The organism is Mycobacterium sp. UM_CSW, from assembly GCF_000455205.1.
In the GTDB taxonomy this organism is placed as follows: domain Bacteria; phylum Actinomycetota; class Actinomycetes; order Mycobacteriales; family Mycobacteriaceae; genus Mycobacterium.
This window is the reverse complement of the sequence record NZ_AUWQ01000059.1, coordinates 15511-34182: the sequence shown is the minus strand read 5'-3', so window position 1 is coordinate 34182 and position 18672 is coordinate 15511. Positions and strand designations below refer to the sequence as shown.

General features: G+C 69.5%; 20 protein-coding genes. 12 read left to right on the top strand and 8 right to left on the bottom strand.

The window, feature by feature from the left end:
• Positions 1–4: 4 nt before the first annotated feature.
• Both N415_RS20050 and N415_RS20045 read right to left on the bottom strand, forming a co-directional pair.
• Entirely contained in the window at positions 5–913 is a 909-nt protein-coding gene (locus N415_RS20050; protein ID WP_068185880.1) for a class I SAM-dependent methyltransferase, read from the bottom strand.
• Complete coding sequence (locus tag N415_RS20045; protein ID WP_068185877.1) at positions 906–1850, bottom strand: class I SAM-dependent methyltransferase; 945 nt, start codon at positions 1848–1850, stop codon at positions 906–908. Before N415_RS20045 ends, N415_RS20050 begins: the two co-directional genes overlap by 8 nt.
• 97 nt (positions 1851–1947) lie before the next feature.
• Here N415_RS20045 and N415_RS20040 point away from each other — a divergent pair, with 97 nt between their 5' ends.
• Positions 1948–2736, top strand: coding sequence for an SDR family oxidoreductase (locus N415_RS20040; protein ID WP_068185875.1), 789 nt, complete (start codon positions 1948–1950; stop codon positions 2734–2736).
• Complete coding sequence (locus tag N415_RS20035) at positions 2733–3947, top strand: alcohol dehydrogenase catalytic domain-containing protein (protein ID WP_068185873.1); 1215 nt, start codon at positions 2733–2735, stop codon at positions 3945–3947. The genes N415_RS20040 and N415_RS20035 overlap by 4 nt, the downstream gene beginning before the upstream one ends.
• Here the strand turns inward: N415_RS20035 and N415_RS20030 are convergent.
• The gene (locus tag N415_RS20030) at positions 3944–4600 is read right to left on the bottom strand and encodes a class I SAM-dependent methyltransferase (protein ID WP_068185871.1); all 657 of its coding nucleotides are present in this window, start codon (positions 4598–4600) and stop codon (positions 3944–3946) included. The two genes, N415_RS20035 and N415_RS20030, sit on opposite strands and share 4 nt — an antisense overlap.
• A 65-nt stretch (positions 4601–4665) precedes the next feature.
• On the opposite strand from N415_RS20030, the gene N415_RS20025 reads away from it, so the two are divergent.
• A complete protein-coding gene (locus N415_RS20025) occupies positions 4666–5523 on the top strand; it encodes an AraC family transcriptional regulator (protein WP_068185868.1) in 858 nt (285 codons plus the stop codon).
• Here the strand turns inward: N415_RS20025 and N415_RS20020 are convergent.
• The 4 genes from N415_RS20020 to N415_RS20005 are packed head-to-tail and all read right to left on the bottom strand — an operon-like array spanning position 5512 to position 9065.
• Positions 5512–6546 (bottom strand): dihydrodipicolinate reductase, encoded by a 1035-nt coding sequence (locus N415_RS20020; protein WP_068185866.1) that lies wholly within the window; start codon positions 6544–6546, stop codon positions 5512–5514. The two genes, N415_RS20025 and N415_RS20020, sit on opposite strands and share 12 nt — an antisense overlap.
• 3 nt (positions 6547–6549) lie before the next feature.
• On the bottom strand, positions 6550–7434 hold the full coding sequence (locus tag N415_RS20015) for an MBL fold metallo-hydrolase (protein ID WP_068185864.1): 885 nt from the start codon (positions 7432–7434) through the stop codon (positions 6550–6552).
• Complete coding sequence (locus N415_RS20010) at positions 7435–8088, bottom strand: L-fuculose-phosphate aldolase (protein WP_068185860.1); 654 nt, start codon at positions 8086–8088, stop codon at positions 7435–7437.
• Entirely contained in the window at positions 8085–9065 is a 981-nt protein-coding gene (locus N415_RS20005) for an NAD(P)-dependent oxidoreductase (RefSeq protein ID WP_068185858.1), read from the bottom strand. The genes N415_RS20010 and N415_RS20005 overlap by 4 nt, the downstream gene beginning before the upstream one ends.
• A 30-nt stretch (positions 9066–9095) precedes the next feature.
• Between N415_RS20005 and N415_RS20000 the strand changes: the two genes are divergently transcribed.
• Together N415_RS20000 and N415_RS19995 are read left to right on the top strand one after the other, a co-directional pair.
• A complete protein-coding gene (locus N415_RS20000) occupies positions 9096–10433 on the top strand; it encodes an FGGY-family carbohydrate kinase (RefSeq protein ID WP_068185940.1) in 1338 nt (445 codons plus the stop codon).
• Positions 10430–11095 carry a GNAT family N-acetyltransferase gene (locus N415_RS19995; protein ID WP_068185856.1) on the top strand — a complete coding sequence of 222 codons (666 nt, stop codon included), beginning with the start codon at positions 10430–10432 and terminating at the stop codon, positions 11093–11095. Before N415_RS20000 ends, N415_RS19995 begins: the two co-directional genes overlap by 4 nt.
• A gap of 7 nt (positions 11096–11102) precedes the next feature.
• Here the strand turns inward: N415_RS19995 and N415_RS19990 are convergent, their stop codons facing one another.
• Positions 11103–12008 carry a class I SAM-dependent methyltransferase gene (locus N415_RS19990; protein WP_068185847.1) on the bottom strand — a complete coding sequence of 302 codons (906 nt, stop codon included), beginning with the start codon at positions 12006–12008 and terminating at the stop codon, positions 11103–11105.
• 176 nt (positions 12009–12184) lie between these two features.
• Here N415_RS19990 and secY point away from each other — a divergent pair, with 176 nt between their 5' ends.
• From secY to N415_RS19955, 7 genes are read left to right on the top strand one after another with little or no spacing between them, the layout of a single operon-like run.
• Positions 12185–13510 carry a preprotein translocase subunit SecY gene (gene secY, locus N415_RS19985; protein ID WP_068104521.1) on the top strand — a complete coding sequence of 442 codons (1326 nt, stop codon included), beginning with the start codon at positions 12185–12187 and terminating at the stop codon, positions 13508–13510.
• Entirely contained in the window at positions 13507–14052 is a 546-nt protein-coding gene (locus N415_RS19980) for an adenylate kinase (RefSeq protein WP_068185838.1), read from the top strand. Before secY ends, N415_RS19980 begins: the two co-directional genes overlap by 4 nt.
• A gap of 2 nt (positions 14053–14054) precedes the next feature.
• A complete protein-coding gene (map, locus tag N415_RS19975) occupies positions 14055–14855 on the top strand; it encodes a type I methionyl aminopeptidase (protein WP_068185836.1) in 801 nt (266 codons plus the stop codon).
• A gap of 45 nt (positions 14856–14900) precedes the next feature.
• On the top strand, positions 14901–15449 hold the full coding sequence (locus N415_RS19970) for a sigma-70 family RNA polymerase sigma factor (RefSeq protein WP_081665372.1): 549 nt from the start codon (positions 14901–14903) through the stop codon (positions 15447–15449).
• Positions 15450–15504: 55 nt separating this feature from the next.
• On the top strand, positions 15505–16266 hold the full coding sequence (locus N415_RS19965) for a zf-HC2 domain-containing protein (protein ID WP_152531491.1): 762 nt from the start codon (positions 15505–15507) through the stop codon (positions 16264–16266).
• A gap of 59 nt (positions 16267–16325) precedes the next feature.
• Positions 16326–18047, top strand: a complete 1722-nt coding sequence (locus tag N415_RS19960; protein ID WP_068185832.1) for a thiamine pyrophosphate-binding protein — start codon at positions 16326–16328, stop codon at positions 18045–18047.
• Entirely contained in the window at positions 18025–18672 is a 648-nt protein-coding gene (locus N415_RS19955; RefSeq protein WP_068104533.1) for a hypothetical protein, read from the top strand. Before N415_RS19960 ends, N415_RS19955 begins: the two co-directional genes overlap by 23 nt.

Sequence of the window (18672 nt, the reverse complement as noted above, 5' to 3'; positions counted from 1 at the left end):
AACCCTACTTGAAGGTCGCGGCCACGTAACTCAAGTCGCCGAAGGCGGCCGCCATCGCGTCCTCGGGGAATTCAAATCCGTTGCTGGCGTACAACTCCCGGGCCGGGTAGGCCGTCACCTGCCAGCCGTGGGTCTTCAGGTAGTCGACGACGACGTTGCGCTCACCGCGGTAGAACAGGTCGGCCGCGTTGAGGTTGAATCCGAAGCGCTGCCAGCGCTCGGAGATGCGCTGCAACCGCTCGTCGGTGAACGCGTTCGGGTCCGGGACGTGTTCGGTGGCCAGCCGGCTGTCCGGAGCGCTGAGCGCCGTGATGTGGTCGAACAGCCGGTCCTGGGCGTCGGGCGGCAGGTAGGGCAGCAGGCCCTCGGCGCTCCACGCGGTCGGTTGGGTGACGTCAAATCCGCCGTGGGCCAACGCGGCCGGCCAGTCGTCGCGCAGGTCGACGGCGATCGTGCGGTGCTCGGCGGTGGGGGTGGCGCCGAGGTTGGCCAGCGTGCCGGTCTTGAACGCGATGACCTGGGGCTGGTCGATCTCGTAGACCACCGTGCCGGCCGGCCACGGCAACCGGTAGGCCCTGGTGTCCAGGCCGGACGCCAGGATCACCGCCTGCCGCACACCGTCCGCGGTGGCGCCGGTGAAGAAGTCGTCGAAGAACCTGGTGCGCACCGTGATCTGTTCGCGCCGGGTCTTCCGGTTGAACAGGGCGTCGTCCTCGAAATCGATCTCGCCGTCGATGATGCGGATGAACGGATCCAGCCCGACGGCGCGGACCAGAGGATCGGCGAACGGGTCGTCGAGCAGCGCATCGGGTCCCTGTGACGCCACCGCGCGGGAGGCCGCGACCATGGTGGCCGTCGCGCCCACACTGGACGCCGGTCCCCAGCTGTCACCCTCGGTGCGGCCCTCACTCATGGGTGCCGCTCACGTAGAGCACGTCGCCCATCCGGGTGTCGTCTCCCTCCAGGGGCGGAAGGTCGTTGGCCGCGAACAGCTCTCGGATGCTGATGCCTTCCAGCGCCCAACCACGGTCCCTCAGGTAGGAAGCCGCCTCGTTGCGCTCCCCGAAGTAGACCAGCCCCGCCATGTCCAGCTCGAACCCGTGCGCACGCCAGCGTTCGGAGATCCGCTGCATGCGCTCCTTCAGCTTCTCCTCGTCCCCGGGCTCGGGGCTGGGCGCGCTTTCGGTCGCCAGCCTGCTGCCCGGAGCGCTGAGTTCGGTGATCGTGTCCAGCAGGCGGTCCTGCGCCTCCGGGGGCAGATAGCCCAGCAGGCCCTCGGCGCTCCACGCGGTCGGCCGCGTCGGGTCGAATCCGGCGGCGCGCAGCGCGGCGGGCCAGTCGTCGCGCAGGTCGACGGCCACCACCCGCCGGTAAGCGGTCGGCGCGGCGCCGAGCTCGGCCAGCGTGCGGGACTTGAACTCGATGACCTGCGGCTGGTCGACCTCGTAGACCACGGTCCCGGCCGGCCAGTCCAACCGGTACGCGCGGGAGTCCAGGCCCGAGGCCAGGATCACGACCTGCTTGACGCCCGCCTGCGTCGCACTCAGGAAGAACTCGTCGAAAAACTTGGTGCGCACCGCCATGTTGTCGGCCATCCGGGACATCGCCCCGGTCGACCCGTTCGCGCCGTCGTGCACGTCGTTCAGGTCGCTCGGATCCACCTCGCCGGTCGCCAGCCGGGTGAGCAGGTCGACGCCGACGGCCCGGACCAGCGGCTCGGCGAACGGATCGTCGATGAGCGGACGATCGGCACGGCTCGCCACGGCGCGGGCGGCCGCGACCATCGTCGCGGTCACCCCGACGCTGGATGCCAGGTCCCAGGTGTCGCCCTCATACCTGGTGGAAGTCATGGTCTGCCCCTATTCGGACGTAGTTAATCTAATATTTAGCCAATATAACAAGCTTCCCCCACTGTACGCTTCCCGCGATTCGCGGCAACCTTGACGGATGGCGAACGCAGATCCCTTCGAGGCGGCGGGTAAGCGGGTGCTGATCACGGGTGCCTCGTCGGGACTGGGCGCGGCCCTGGCCCGGCGGTTGGCGGGGCAAGGGGCGGTGGTGGGGCTGATCGCCCGCCGCCGGGATCGCCTGGCCGAGGTGCTGGCGGAGTGCCGGCGGACCTCGCCGGAATCGGCGATGTGGGTGGCCGACCTGGCGGACAGCTCGGCGCTGCGGGAGCTGGCGCTGCGGGCGTGGGACGAGCTCGGCGGCGTCGACGTACTGATCAACAACGCCGCGATCCCGAAACGGCGCCCGGTCGCGGCCCTGGATCCCGACGAGGTCGAGAACGTCATGCGGATCAACTTCTTCGCCCCGATGCGCCTCACGCTGGCCCTGCTGCCGCGGATGCTGGAGCGCGGGTCCGGTCTGATCGTCAACGTGTCCAGCGTCGGCGGCCGGCTCGGCATCATCCACGAAACCGCTTATTGTGCAAGCAAATTCGCGCTGTGCGGCTGGAGCGAGGCGATGGCGGTCGACCTGCACGGCAGCGGGGTTGCGGTGAAGCTGATCGAGCCGGGGCCCGTCGACACCGAGATCTGGGATCACCCGGGCAGCGAGGAGCCGCTCTACCAGGGGCCGAAGGTGCCCGCCGACGAGGTGGCCGAGGGCATCATCGAGGCGCTGGCCGGCGACACGTTCGAGCATTACGTTCCGGATATGAAAGCGGTCGTGGACGCGAAGAACGCCGACCTCGACGCGTTCATCGCCGGTGTCGCAGGAATGGCTCCGCGATGAGGGCGCTGGTCTACGGCGTCCCGCCGGAGCCGTCGCCCGGACCCGACGACGCACTGACCCACAGCCCGGTCGCACTGCGGGAGGTCGCGGATCCTCAACTGCCGCACAAGGATTGGGTGCTCACCCGGCCGCGGCTGACCGGCATCTGCGGGTCGGACTCCAAGCAGATCCTGATGGACTTCGGCGAGGGCGACGCCGACAACGCCATGTCCGCCTTCTGTTCCTTCCCGCAGGTCATGGGCCACGAAGTGGTCGCCGACGTGGTGGCGATGGGACCCAAGGCCCGGGGGCTGGAGGTGGGCCAGCGCGTGGTGCTCAACCCGTGGCTGTCCTGCGGCCCGCGCGGCATCGAGCCGCCTTGTCCCGCATGCGAAAGCGGCGACTACAGCCTGTGCTGGAGCTTTACCGACGGCGGCATCAAGCCCGGCATCCACACCGGGGTGTCGGCCGACGTCACGGGTGGCTACGCCGAACTGATGCCCGCCCACGACAGCATGCTCTTTGCGGTTCCCGATTCCGTGCCCGACGAGCTCGCGGTGTTCGCCGACCCGTTCTCGGTGTCCCTGCACGCGATCACCCGCCATCCGCCGCCGCCCTCGGGCCGGGCACTGGTGTACGGGGCCGGCTCGCTGGGGTTGTGCGCGCTCGCGATCCTGCGGGCGCTCTACCCCGACGTGGCCGTCGCGGTGGTGGCGCGGTTCGAGGCCCAGAAGGAACTGGCCCGCCGGTTCGGCGCGGCGCTGGTGGTGAACCACGAACCGCGCCTGGCCGTCATCGAGGAACTGGTCGTGTGGGGCGGTGGCCGGCTGCGCCAGCCGCTGCTCGGCCTGCCGATGGCCTATCCGGGGGCGCTCGACGTCGTCTACGACACCGTCGGCAAGCCCGAGACGTTCGAGGTCGGGGTGCGGGTGCTGCGGGCCCGCGGCACGCTGGTGAAGGCCGGCGTGCACGCGCCCGGGCGGTGGGAGTGGAGTCCCTTGTATTTCAAGGAGATCAGCTGGGTGGGGTCGAACGCCTTCGGCGTCGAGGAGGTCGAGGGCGAGCGCCGCCACGCCATCGCCCACTACCTGGACCTGGCCGCCGCCGGCCGGGTGGACCTGCGCCCCATGCTGACCCACACCTTCGGCCTCGAGCAGTGGCGCGAGGCCTTCCTGGCGATCGCCAACCAGGCCGACAGCGGCGCCGTCAAGGTCGCATTCGACCAGCGCTAGGCGGGGTGCGTGGCGCGGTAGTAGTTCAACCGCCCGAGGACGCGGTGCGGCGTCGACGCAACCTCTGCGCAGTCGAATCCCGCCGCGTTCAGCAGTCGGGGAATCGCGTCGCCGAGGTTGCCGGCCGCGTGGGGGTTGCGCCTGATGAGTCGCGTCAACAGGCCGTGCTCGGCGGTAATCTCGCCGCCGATGTCGACGAGGTGCAGCCTGCCGCCGGGACGCAGGACGCGGAAGATCTCTTCCGCGGCGGCGGGTTTCGCGTCTTCGTTGATGTGGTGCAGCATCATCGAGGACAGCACCCGGTCGAATTCACCGTCGGGGTAGGGCAGCCGCTCGGCGTAGCCCTGTTCGAAGCGGATGTCTTTGAGCCCAATGCCCTTGCGCCGCGCCCGCTCCAGTGCCCGGGGATCGGGGTCGGATCCCGTGACGTCAACCGTGGGGTGGGCACGTTTGACACGGGTGGTGAGATTGCCCGTGCCGCAGCCGATTTCCAGAACCCTCTGGCCGTCGGCGAGTTCAGCCTGCGCGATCAGCGTGTCGTAGACCTTCGGCATGCCCAGCAGGCGGGCGAACAGGTCGTAGCACGGGAGCAGAGCGTCGTGACCGGCGGCGGGCAGATAGTCATGTGGATGATGCTTTGTCATAGACTTCATGATTAACCCCTATCCTGCTTCAGAATTGGTCGATCTTCGATGAAACTAGGATTATCTTTCGCACCATGACCCAGCCAGCTCGGATGGTCCGGCATCGCCGCGGCGTGCCTATTTACGCATATCGGACCGATCCGGACACCCCGCCGGTGTCGGTGCTGCGGGCCAGTCGCGAAGACCTGCCGGAGCACGGCCGACACATCCACGACTTTCCGGCGCTCTGGTACAGCCCCGGTCCGGGCTGCGTGTATGTACTGGCGGCGGGTGAGGTGATCGACCCGGCCCAGGTCGTGGGTCGTATCGATGTCGGGGTCGGGGTCTTCTTCGATCCCGCGGCGCTGGGGGAGGACGGGCGATCGCCATGGCCGACGTGGCGGGCGCATCCGCTGCTGTTCCCGTTCCTGCACGGCCGATCCGGGGGACTACTGCGGCTGGAGGTGCCCGCGCACCGGCGGTCGGCGTGGGAGGGTGCCATCGCGTCGATCGAAACCGAATTGACCGCGCGCCAAGAGGGTTACCAGCAGGCGTCGCTGGCGCATCTCACCCTGCTGCTGATCGACCTCGCGCGGCTGGCGGTCGACGTGGTCGGCGACCTGCGGCGCAGCGGCGAGCCACTGCTGGCCGAGGTGTTCGAGGTGATCGACCGTCGCCACGCCGAGCCGTTGTCGCTGCGCGACGTGGCCGGCGAACTCGGCATCACGCCGGGACACCTGACCACCGTGGTGCGGCGCCGCACCGGGCGCACCGTGCAGGAGTGGATCGTCGAGCGCCGGATGGCCGAGGCCCGGACGTTGCTCACCGAAACGGATCTGCCGATCGCGGAGGTCGCCGGCCGCGTCGGGATCGACGACCCGGGCTATTTCAGCAGGCTCTTCCGCCGCACGCACGGCACCTCACCCCGCGCGTGGCGCGGTTCAAACCGCTAGTGCCCCATGTGATCCCATGATGGGCAGGTCGATCGGGGTGATGACGCCCGGCGGCGCCTCGCACAGGAACGGTATGGCGTTGACCGCCGCAACGGCGGTGCTGTCCATCAACACGGTCATCACGTCCTGGCCGGGCTCGCCGAATCGGATCGTCGCGTCGACGCGTGGTTGGCCCTCGATCACCACGCTGAAACCCTTGGGGTCGGTCCATTTCGGGTCGAGCGCGTCGTCGCTCATGGTCCAGCAGATGGCCAGCTCGACCACCGGACGGCCGCCGCGAAAGCCGCGATAGGTGCGGCGCTGGCCCCCGGCGGTGCCGGCGGCATAGTCCACCCAGCCCAGATTCAGATCCCGGGTCAGCACCGCGGGCTCGACGAATGCGTCCTTGGAGTCGAGCTCGGTGCCCAGCATGGTGGCGATCATGTCCAGCGTCTCGAAGTAGCCCAGGCCATATCGTTGCGTCGCGGGGTCGAGGTGCGTCACCGGCTCCCGGGGTGTTTTCCCGAATCCGAGCACCTTCCACACGTCCTGGACGGGATAGGTTGTGCAGTCCAGCGTTTCGACGAGCTTGACGCTGCGGACCGTTCGGCAGGCGCCGGTGAGAAATCCGGCGACGACGTTGATGAAGCCCGGCTCGAACCCCGTTCCCAGGAAGGTCGCACCGCCCTGTCGCGCCGCCTGCTGCAGCGCGGGGAGCTCGGTCGGGTGATGGGTGCCGGTCACGAAATCCCCCGTGGTGACGACGTTGATGCCGGCGCGCAGCAGCCCGATCACCAGGTCGTAGTCGATGGCGCGGGGCATGTAGTTCACGCAATCCGGTTTTAGCGCGATCAACGCGTCGACGTCGTCGGTCGCGGCGACACCGACCGGGGCCTGGCCCGCCAGCTCGCCGGCGTCGCGGCCCACCTTGTCCGAGCCGAAGGCGTGGACACCCACCACCTCGAAGTCGTCACGATCCAGCAGGACGCCGAGGGCGCGAGTGCCGATGTTGCCGGTCGACCATTGGACTACGCGGTACGCCATGGCTCACACCGTATCGATGTCCAGCCAGTCCTCGACGTCGAACCGGTCGGCGACCGCGCGCAGCGTGGCGCCGCCGCGGCCCGGGTAGTGCGCGGGTATCACCGCGGCCTTGGCGCCGACGGCCTCGGTGAAGATTCGGCGGCGGGTCACCGCGGCCGCCGGCGCGTCGACGTCGAAGGCGCAGGCGTCGGCGGGCCGGCGCAGTTGCAAGGGGCTGTGGGTTAGGTCGCCGACGAAGATCGCGGGCCGGCCCGCGTCGAGCCACAGCACCGAGGAGCCCGGTGTGTGCCCGGGGGCGGGACGCAGGCGCAGCGACGGGCTGATCTGGCAGTCGTCCGACCACAGGACGAGCTGGCCCGCCTCGGCGATGGGCGCGACGCTGTCCGCGAACACCAGCCGGTCACCGGGCTGCCCGCCCGCCGGCCCGTCGGGGGAGAAGTGGCGGTAGTCGGCGGCCGGCACCAGGTATCGGGCGTTGGGGAACGTCGGCACCCAGGCACCGTCCTCGAGCATCGTGTTCCACCCGACGTGATCGGAGTGAATGTGCGTGTTGATCACGACGTCGACGGCATTGCGGTCCACGGCCGCGGCCGCCAGCGCCGCCAGGAACCCGGTGTCGAGGTGGTCCAGCGGTGGCATGTGCGGGCGCTCGCGATCGTTGCCGACACCGGTGTCCACGACGACGGTCAGCCCGTCGACCTCGATGACCCAGCTCTGGACCGCGATGTGCCACTTGTCGGTCGCGGGGTCGAAGAAGTCGGGCACCAGCAGGTCGGCGTTGTCCCGCCATCCCGACGGCGGCGTCTGCGGGAAACAGTGGGCGCCCAGGTCGAATTGCAGTTCCAGCACGCGCGTCACGCTCGCCTGGCCGAACCGGACCCGGCGCATCTAGGCGTTGGCGCGCAGGTAGCCGTATACGCCGGCGAAGTTGCGGTTCACCTCGTCGGGGATCGGCACGGGACCGCCGAGAGCTCTTGCCCCCCAGACGATTTGGGCGGTCCGCTCGACCAGGGCGGTGATGTGCAGGGCCTTGTCGGGCCGTGGCGCCACGGCCACCAGGCCGTGGTTGGCGATCAAGGCGGCGCCGCGGCCCTCGAGCGCCTTGACCGCGTTGGTGCCGACCTCGGGCGTGCCGGACGCGGCGTAGTCGGCGCAGCGCACCTCCCCGCCGCAGTAGACGGCGAACTCGTCGATGCACGCCGGAATCGGCTGGTGCGCAATGGCGAACATGGTCGCCCACACCGGATGGCTGTGGATGACGCTGCCGATGTCGTCGAACGCCTGGTAGCACGCCAGGTGCAGCTTCGCCTCCGACGACGGGAAGCGGCCCTCGGCGGCGCGCAGCACCTCGCCGTCCGGGTCGATCAGCACCAGGTCGTCCAGCTGCATGTCGCGGTAGTCGACGGACGACGGCGTGATGACGATGTTGCCGTCCGAGCGGCGCGCCGAGATGTTGCCTGCGGTGCCCTCGACCAGGCCGCGGCGCAGCATGTCCTTGGCCGCGTCCAGCACGGCGTCCTCGGGGTTGGTGACGGATTTCATGGGCCCAGCACCTCCGGGTTGACGATATGGGTGGGCGTCTCGCCGCTCAGCAGGGCTTCCAGGTCGTCGGCCACCATCAGCGCCTGCCGGGCCTCAGTGTTCCATGTGGCGCCCCCGATGTGGGGCGTCAGCACGACATTGGGCATTGCAGTCAACGGATGATCGGCCGGCAGCCATTCGCCGACGAAGTGGTCCAGGGCCGCGGCGGCCACCTTGCCGCCGCGCAGCGCGTCGACGAGCGCGTCGGTGTCGTGCAGCTGCGCCCGGGCGGTGTTGAGGAAGACGACGCCGTCGCGCATGGCCGCGAACTGCTGCGCGCCGATCATGCCGGCGGTGTCGTCGGTGACGGGCGCGTGCAGGGACACCACGTCGGCCTCGGCGAGCAGTTCGTCCAGGCCGTGACGGGCCTCGTCGTTGTACGGGTCGTGCGCGATCACCCGCATGCCCAGCCCGGCCAGCCGCCACTGGGTGGCCCGGCCAACGGCGCCGAGGCCCACCAGCCCGGCGGTGCGCCCGGCGATCTCCCAGCCGCGGAACCGCTGATACGGAATGCTGCCGTCGCGAAAGATGTTGCCGCCGCGGACATCCGCGTCGGCGGTCAGCAGGTGCCGGGTCACGGCCAGCAGCAGCGCCACCGCCATCTCGGCGACGGCGTCGGCGTTGCGGGCCGGGGTGTTCAGCACCGGGATGCCGGCCGCGGTGGCCCCGTCGATGTCGACGTTGTTCGGGTCACCCCGGGTGGAGGCGATCGCGCGCAGGCCCTGCTCGAAAACCGGCCCGCGTACCGAGTCGCCTTCCACCACAACGACATCGGCGGACTCGGCCGCGATCCGCTCGGCCAGTTGCTCGGGGCTGTAGATCCGCAGCGGGGTCTGCTCTATCCAGGGGTCGTACACCACGTCGGCCAGTTGCCGGAGCTTGTCCAACCCCGGCCCCCGCAGCGGCGCGGTCACCAGGGCACGCGGTCTCGATGTCACAGACGCCAATGCTGGCGTACGGTGACGCCCGTGTCACGTGATGGCGTCACAATCGGCATCGACGTCGGCAGCACCGCCGTCAAGGCGGTGGCCGCCGACGGGGACGGCCGGGTGACGGCGCGGGTGCGCATTCCGCACGAGTTGCGGGTGCCGGCGCCCGACCGGCTCGAGCACGACGCCGACGAGGCGTGGCGCCGGGGGCCGCTGGCGGCGCTGGAGCGCCTTGCCCCCGGACCTGAGGTCCGCGCGGTCGCCGTGTCGGCGATGGTGCCCTCGCTGACCGCCGTCGACGCCGCCGGCGCGCCGCTGACCCCCGGGCTGTTGTACGGCGACGGCAGGGGCCGGGTGCCCGGCTCGGACGACAAGCCGCTTCCGGCGCTGGGCGAGGCCGCCGAGTTCCTGCGCTGGACGTCGGCGCAGGCGCCCGGCGCGGCGGGGTACTGGCCCGCGCCCGCGGTGGCCAACCACGCGCTGGCGGGCGAGGCGGTGATGGACGTCGCCACCGCCGCCACCAGCTACCCCCTGTTCGACGGGACCGGCTGGGACCCGGCGGCCTGCGCCGACTGCGGCGCGAGCGTCGAGCAGATGCCGCGGGTGGAGACGATCGGCACGGCCGCGGGACAGCTCCCCGGAACGGGCGCCGTGCTGGCGATCGGGGCCATCGACGCCCTGTGCGAACAGATCGTGGCCGGCGCCGACCGCGACGGCGACGTGCTGGTGCTGTGTGGCACCACGCTGATCGTGTGGAACACGATCGCCGAGGCGCGGCAGGTGCCCGGCCTGTGGACCATTCCGCATACCAGTCCGGGCAAGAGCCAGATCGGCGGCGCCAGCAACGCCGGCGGCCTGTTCCTCGGCTGGGTGGACCGCCTGCTCGGACCGGGTGACCCGGCGACGGCCGATCCGCGGCGTGTGCCGGTGTGGTCGCCCTACATCCGCGGCGAGCGCACGCCGTTTCACGACCCGGATCGCCGGGCCGTGCTCGACGCCCTCGACCTCACCCACGACCCGGCCGCCGTGCGCCGGGCCGCCTACGAGGCGGCGGGCTTCGTCGTGCGTCAGCTCATCGAGCTGGGCGGCGCGCCGGTGGCGCGCATCGTCGCCTGCGGTGGCGGCACCCGGGTCGGGTCGTGGATGCAGGCCATCGCCGACGCCACCGGCCGGCCGGTGGAGGTGTCCGCGGTGGCCGAGGGCGCGGCGCTCGGGGCGGCCTTCCTGGGCCGGATGGCGGTCGGCCTGGAGACGTCGATCACCGACGCGGGCCGGTGGGCCCGCACCGAGCGCGTCGTCGAGCCCGATCCCGCTTGGGCGGAGCCGACCGCCGAGCGCTACCAACGATTCCTGGAACTGTCTAGGCTGTGGCAATGACTGACCAGGACCGCAAAGCCGCCCGCCGCGAGATCGCCGACGCCCTGTTGAAAGCCCTCGAACACCGGCATGAAATCGCCGACGTCGTGGTGGAGTCCGAGGACAAGGCCGCGGCGGTGGAGGCGATCGTCCGCCTGCTCGACACGTCCCACCTGGCCGCCGAGGCGGTGATGGGCATGTCCTTCGCCCAACTGACCATCGACTCGCGCCGCAAGATCCTGGCCGAGCTGGAGGACCTCAACAAGCAGCTGAGCTTCACGCTCGGCGAGCGTCCCGCCAGCTCGGGGGAGACCCTCGAGCTTCGCCCGTTTTCCGCCGACGCCGACCGCGACATCTTCGCCGCCCGCACCGAGGACGTCGGCGCCGCCGGCGACGGGTCCGGCGGGCCGGCGGGCAACCTCGACGACGAGATCCGCGCGGCGCTGGGGCGCGTCGGCGACGAGGAGGCCGCGTGGTTCGTGGCGGTGGACTCCGGCGAGAAGGTCGGCATGGTGTTCGGCGAGCTGGTCGGCGGCGAGGTGAACGTGCGGATCTGGATCCACCCGGAGCACCGCAAGAAGGGTTACGGCACCGCCGCGCTGCGCAAGTCGCGCACCGAGATGGCGTGGTGCTTCCCCGCCGTGCCGCTGGTGGTCCGGACGCCGCCGGCCCGGCCCAGCTAGGCCGAGCTCAAGCCAGCGTGGCGGTGACGGAGATGATGTTGCGCAGCTGCGACTCCTCGTCCTCGGGGAAGACGCGGCCGTAGTCGGCGAAGAACTCCCGCCGTGGCCGGGTGCTCACCTGCCAGCCCTTGCCGGCCAGGTAGTCGACGACGTTGCTGCGCTCGCCGTCGAAGAACAGCCCGGATAGGTCGATGTCGCAGCCCAGGTTGGCCCACCGCTGGTTGAATTGCTGCGCGCGTTGGGTCATCGTGCGGCCGGAGTCGCCGTGGTATTCGGTGGCCAGCTTGCTGCCGGGCGCGCTGAGCTCGGTGATGTTGTCGAAGAGCCGGTCCTGGGCGTCGGGCGGAAGGTACATCAGCAAGCCTTCGGCGCTCCACGACGTCGGTTGTGACGCGTCAAATCCGCTGCGGCGCAACGCTTCCGGCCAGTCGTCGCGCAGGTCGACGGCGACGGTGCGCCGGTCCGCGGTCGGGGCGGCGCCCAGGTTGTCCATGGCGGCGGTCTTGAACTCGACGACCTTGGGCTGGTCGACCTCGTAGACCACGCTGCCGGGCGGCCAGGCCAGCCGGTAGGCGCGCACGTCCAGGCCCGCGGCCAGGATCACCGATTGGCGAATGCCGTCGCGGGCGGCGTTGAGGAAGAAATCGTCGAAGAAGCGGGTGCGCACCGCGATCGAGTCGGTCTCGAGCTGCAGGTCCCGTTCCCCGCCGTCGTCGGGGCCCGGCGCCACCTCGCCGTCGATCAGGCGGACGAAGAAGTCCAGGCCGACCGCGCGCACCAGCGGCGCCGCGAACGGGTCGTCGATGATCGCGTCGGTCTCGGTGGTGGCCAGCGCGCGGGCGGCGGCGACCATCGTTGCCGTCGCGCCGACGCTGGAGGCCAGGTCCCAGGTGTCCTGATCGGTTCGCGTCACGGTGCTCCCACTTATTTAGCAAATGCAACGAGCCAAGCGATTCGAACTCTACGCCTCGAAGGGTGTTGGCAGGACCCGCCCCGAACAGCTGTTAGTCTCGTACACGGTTTGACGCGCGGCGCCGTACGTCCTGGCCTGCGGGTGTTAGGCGCGAGACGCAGGACGCAGGAGGAAGAGTGCTTTCGGCTTTCATCTCATCGCTGCGGACAGTCGACCTGAGACGGAAGATCCTCTTCACGCTTGGCATCGTCCTTCTCTATCGGGTCGGCGCCGCATTGCCCTCTCCGGGGGTGAACTACCCGAACGTGCAGCAGTGCATCAAGGAGGCCAGCGGCGGCGAGGCCGGGCAGATCTATTCGCTGATCAACCTGTTCTCCGGTGGCGCGCTGCTCAAGCTCACGGTGTTCGCCGTCGGTGTAATGCCCTACATCACGGCGAGCATCATCGTGCAGCTGCTGACCGTGGTCATCCCTCGCTTCGAGGAATTGCGCAAAGAGGGCCAGTCCGGCCAGGCGAAGATGACCCAGTACACCCGGTACCTGGCGATCGCGCTGGCCATCCTGCAGGCCACCAGCATCGTGGCGCTGGCCGCCAACGGCGGCCTGCTGCAGGGCTGCTCGCTGGACATCATCGCCGACCAGAAAATCTTCACGCTCGTCGTCATCGTGCTGGTGATGACGGCCGGTGCGGCCCTGGTCATGTGGATGGGCGAGCTGGTCACCGAGCGCGGCATCGGCAACGGCATGTCGCTGCTGATCTTCGTCGGCATCGCGGCGCGCATCCCGGCCGAGGGCAAGTCCATCCTGGACAGCCGCGGCGGGGTCATCTTCGCCGCCGTCTGCGGCGCCGCGCTGCTCATCATCGTCGGCGTGGTCTTCGTCGAGCAGGGCCAGCGCCGCATCCCGGTGCAATACGCCAAGCGCATGGTGGGCCGGCGCATGTACGGCGGAACGTCGACGTATTTGCCGCTGAAGGTCAACCAGGCCGGCGTTATTCCGGTCATCTTCGCGTCGTCGCTGATCTACATTCCGCACCTGATCACCCAGCTGATCCGCAGCGGCAGCGGCGGCGTGGGCAACAGTTGGTGGGACAAGTTCGTCGGCAGCTACCTGTCGGACCCGAGCGATCCGGTCTACATCAGCATCTACTTCGGCCTCATCATCTTCTTCACGTACTTCTACGTGTCGATCACGTTCAACCCCGACGAGCGCGCCGACGAGATGAAAAAGTTCGGCGGCTTCATTCCGGGCATCCGGCCGGGCAAGCCGACGGCGGATTATCTGCGTTACGTGCTGAGCAGGATCACCCTTCCGGGCTCGATTTACCTGGGCGCCATTTCCGTGCTGCCCAATCTGTTCCTGCAGATCGGCAATGGCGGAGCGGTCCAGAATTTGCCGTTTGGCGGCACTGCGGTTTTGATCATGATTGGTGTCGGTTTGGATACGGTCAAACAAATCGAGAGCCAACTCATGCAGCGCAACTACGAAGGGTTCCTCAAGTGAGAGTGGTTTTGCTGGGACCGCCCGGGGCGGGCAAGGGTACGCAGGCCGAAAAGCTCGCCGAAAAGCTTGGCATCCCGCAAATCTCGACCGGGGAGCTCTTCCGCAACAACATCGAAAACGGCACCAAACTCGGCCTGGAGGCCAAGCGCTACCTCGACGCCGGCGACCTGGTGCCTTCCGAGCTGACCAACCAACTCGTCGACGACCGGCTCGACGACCCGGACGCGGCCAACGGTTTCATCCTGGACGGCTACCCGCGCTCCCTCGAGCAGGCCAAGGCTCTGCACGAGATGCTCGAACGGCGGGGCACCGACATCGACGCCGTGGTCGAATTCCGCGTCTCGCAGGACGAACTGCTGCACCGGCTCAAGGGGCGCGGCCGGGCCGATGACACCGACGACGTCATCCTCAACCGGATGAAGGTCTACCGCGACGAGACGGCGCCGCTGCTGGAGTACTACAGCAGCGAATTGAAGACGGTCGACGCGGTCGGCACGGTGGACGAGGTGTTCGCCCGCGCGCTGCGGGCGCTGGGCAAGTAATCATGAGCGCGCTGGCGCGGCTGCGGAGTCGCAGGGTCGTGCCGCAGCGCAGCCCCGGTGAGCTCGACGCGATGGCGGCGGCCGGCGCCGTGGTCGCCGCCGCGCTGCAGGCGGTCCACGCGGCCGCGGTCGAGGGTGCGTCCACCCTCAGCCTCGACGAGATCGCCGAGTCGGTGATCCGCGAGGCCGGGGCGGTCCCGTCGTTCCTGGGTTATCACGGCTACCCGGCGTCGATCTGCGCCTCCGTCAACGACCGCGTCGTGCACGGCATCCCGTCCGCCGCCGAAGTACTGGCGCCCGGCGACCTGGTGTCCATCGACTGCGGCGCGGTGCTGGACGGCTGGCACGGCGACGCCGCCATCACCTTCGGGGTCGGGAGGCTGGATGAGGCCGACGAAGCGCTGTGCGACGCGACCAGGGAGTCGCTGCAGGCCGGCATCGCGGCGATGGTCGTCGGCAACCGGCTGACCGACGTGGCGCACGCCATTGAAATGGGCACCCGCGCCGCCGCGGCCCGCTACGGGCTCGCGTTCGGGATCGTCGAGGGCTACGGCGGTCACGGCATCGGCCGGCAAATGCACATGGACCCTTTCCTGCCCAACGAGGGCTCGCCCGGGCGGGGGCCCCTGCTGGCCCCGGGCTCGGTGCTCGCGATCGAACCCATGCTGACGCTGGGAACCAGCAAAACAAGGGTGCTCGACGACGAATGGACCGTCACGACCGCCGACGGGTCGCGCGCGGCGCATTGGGAGCACACCGTCGCGGTGACCGATTCCGGGCCGCGCATCCTGACGGTCGGCTGAACTAAACGCCTGCTCCACTCGTTTCTGAGGGCAGGAGGTGATCGAGTGGCTCGTGTGGCCGGCACTCGGGGGGCGTCCGGGGCTGCTGCCGAGGCCGCTCTGATGAAGGCGCTCTACGACGAACACGCCGCGGTCTTGTGGCGCTATGCGCTCCGGTTGACGGGGGACGCCAGCCAGGCCGAGGACGTCGTCCAGGAGACGCTGTTGCGGGCCTGGCAACATCCGGAGGTCATCGGCGACACCGAGAGGTCGGCGCGGGCGTGGTTGTTCACCGTGGCGCGCAACATGATCATCGACGACCGACGCAGCGCCAGGTACCGCAACGTCGTCGGTTCGCTGGACGAATCGGGGGCGCCCGAGCAATCGACGCCGGACGAGGTGAACGCGGCGCTGGACCGGCTGCTGATAGCCGAGGCCATGACGCAGTTGTCCGCCGAGCACCGGGCGGTGATCGAGCGGTCCTACTACCGCGGCTGGACAACCGCGCAGATTGCTACCGACCTCGAGATCGCTGAAGGAACCGTGAAGTCGCGACTACACTATGCCGTGCGGGCGTTGCGGCTCACTCTGCAGGAACTTGGAGTCACGCGATGACCATCCAGACGGTCGTCGGCTCCGAATGCTTGATGGGTGACAGGAGATGGACGAGATGAGGACGCCGCTACGGGGCATCGGCCCGCCGGGTGACAACCCGTTTGACAAAGAGGTGTTGACCGTGGAAGACGATCACCGCTACGCGATGTGGGATGCCGCATACGTGTTGGGGTCGCTGTCGGCTTCCGACCGCCGCGAGTTCGAGGCGCACATGGCCGGCTGCCCGGCATGCCGGGAGGCCGTCGCCGATCTGAGTGGCGTGCCGGCCCTGCTGTCCCAGCTCGACGCCGAACAGGTGGCCGCGATGAATGAGTCCGGCCGCACCGCAACGGTGGCGCCGGAGATCTCGCCGGAGTTGTTGCCCTCGTTGCTCGCAACGGTGCGCTGGCGTCGGCGCCGCGCCCGGGTGGCGACGTGGGTGGCATCGTCGGCCGCGGCCGCGGTGCTGGGGATTGGCGTGCTGGTCGGGGTGCAGGGGAACTCGGCGCCCGCGCAGCAGGTGGCCGGTTCCTCGCAGCCGATGGCGCAGATCGGCACCACCCTGTTGGCCTCCACGGTGCAGCTGTCCAGCCAACATTGGGGGACGTCGATCAACCTGAAGTGTGTCTGCCTGGCTCCGCTGAACGCACACCACGACACGCTGGCGATGGTCGTCGTGGGTCGCGACGGCAGCCAAACCCGGTTGGCGACGTGGGTGGCCGAACCCGGTCACACCGCCACGCCCGCGGGCAGCATCTCGACGCCGGTCGACCAGATCGCTGCCGTGCAAGTGGTTTCCGCTGACAGCGGGCAGGTTCTGCTGCAGCGTTCGCTGTAACCCGTCTGTAAAAACCGACGCGCGGTGAACTCAAGTTCGCCGCGCGTCGTGTTACAGGCATGCCCAGGAAGCAGCGAGTGGTCGACCACATCGTCGAGCGGCTCGCCTCGGTCGGCGTCGACCACATCTTCGGTGTCGACGGCGCCAACATCGAGGACCTCTACGACGCCGCGCACTTCCGCAGCGACATCACCGCCGTGCTGGCCAAGCACGAATTCTCCGCCGCGGCCATGGCCGACGGCTACAGCCGCAGCGGGGCCGGGCTGGGCTCCGGGCTGGGCGTGGTCGCGGCGACATCGGGCGGCGGGGCACTGAATCTTGTTGCCGCCCTTGGGGAGTCGCTGACGAGCCGCGTCCCGGTGCTGGCGCTTGTCGGTCAAGCCCCGACCGCCCTGGACGGCCGCGGCAGCTTTCAGGACACCAGCGGCGAGAACGGCTCGCTGAACGCGCTGGCGTTGTTTTCCGCGGTGTCGGTGTCGTGCGAGCGGGTGCTGCGCCCCGCCGACGCCGCACCGGCCTTGACGCGGGCGATCGCCGCTGCGCGTACCGGCGGCCCCGCGGTGCTGTTGTTGCCCAAGGACATTCAGCAGGGCAGCGTGGTTTGCGGGCAGAACGGGTGGCCCTCTGAGGAGCTGCGCCCCATCGGCAACCCGCATCCGATCGTCGGGCTGCTGCGCGACGCGAACGGCCCGGTCACCATCATCGTCGGCGAGCAGGTCGCCCGCGACAACGCCCGCGCCGAGCTGGAGGCCCTGCGCGCGGTGCTGCGGGCGCGGGTGGCGACCGTGCCCGATGCCAAGGACGTCGCCGGCACACCGGGTCTCGGGTCGTCGTCCGCGCTGGGGGTGACCGGTGTCATGGGCCACCCCGGTGTGGTTGAAGCGGTGGCCGGCAGCGCCGTGTGCCTGGTGGTCGGCACGCGCCTGTCGGTCACCGCGCGCACCGGGCTCGACGACGCCCTCGCGGCGGTGCGGACGGTCTCGATCGGCTCGGCGCCGCCGTATGTTCCGTGCACGCACGTCCACACCGACGACCTGCGCGGCTCGCTGCGCATGCTGACCCAGGCGCTGTCCGGGGCGGGACGGCCGCCGAGGGTGCGGGTGCCCGACGCGGTGCGCCACACCGAATTGTCCCCGCCGCCGTGCGCCGGGCCCGGGGTGCGCTACCGGGATGCGATGACGGTGCTGGATCGCTGCCTGCCCGACGGCGCGGACATCGTCGTGGATGCCGGCAACACCGGCGCGGCGGCGATCCACTATCTGCCGGCCCGCCGGGACGGCAGGTTCGCGGTCGCGCTGGGCATGGGCGGCATGGGCTACAGTTTCGGCGCCGGCATCGGCATGGCGTTCGGCCGCGCGAACAGCGGGCGGCCCCCCGGGCGCACCGTGGTGGTGGCCGGGGACGGGGCATTCTTCATGCACGGCATGGAGGTGCACACCGCGTTGCAGTACCGGCTGCCGGTGACGTTCGTGGTCTTCAACAACAACGCCCACGCCATGTGCGTGACCCGCGAGCAGCTCTTCTACGACGACCTCTACAGCTACAACCGATTTCGGTCCAGCCGGCTGGGCGCCGGGCTGGCGGCGATGTTCCCGGGGCTGACGGCCGTCGACGTCGACGACCTCGATCATCTGGCTGCCTGGATGCGCGCGGTGCTGGCCACCGACGGGCCCGCCGTCGTCAGCGTCGAATGCGCGGCCGACGAGATGCCGCCGTTCGCACCGTTCTTGACGTCAATCGCAAAGGAGAACCGGACCGATGTCGCTGCCAGCGCTCGATGACATCCCCACGCCCCTCGACGGTGTGACCCGCATCGAAACCAGCCCCCGGGAAAAGGCCACCCCGATCATCATGGACATGATGCGCTCGGTCTACCCGCACGACCAGGTCTTCGGGGAGTACTGCACCGTCAACGATTACGTCGACTGCCCGCCGGACGAGTTGTTCGAGTACATGTCCGACACCCGCAGCCTCGAGGAGTGGACCTACAGCCTGCGCGGTTTCACCCCCACCGACGAACCCGGCCTGTGGCTGGCCTACGACCGGCTCGGCTCGGAGACCAAGATCTACACGCGGACCGTCGCCAACGAACAGGCCCGCACCGTCGACTACCACTGCGCGTGGGACCAGGGCAAGCACCTGTGGATGATCTACCTGATGCGGGTCGTCGACGCGCAGACGGTCCTGGACAAGCCGGGTTCCGTTGTGCTGTGGACGAATTGCCATCACCCGTTCTACGACGAAAACCCGTACCCGGAGACCGCGCCGCCGCAGCGCCCGGTGTGGGTGGGCGATTTCTGGGACATGTTCGGCGCCGGCCACCTGCTGGAGCTGAAGAACCTCAAGGCCATCGCCGAGTACCGGCACCGCAACGGGTTACCGGTGACCCCGAAGTGGATGAGGTGA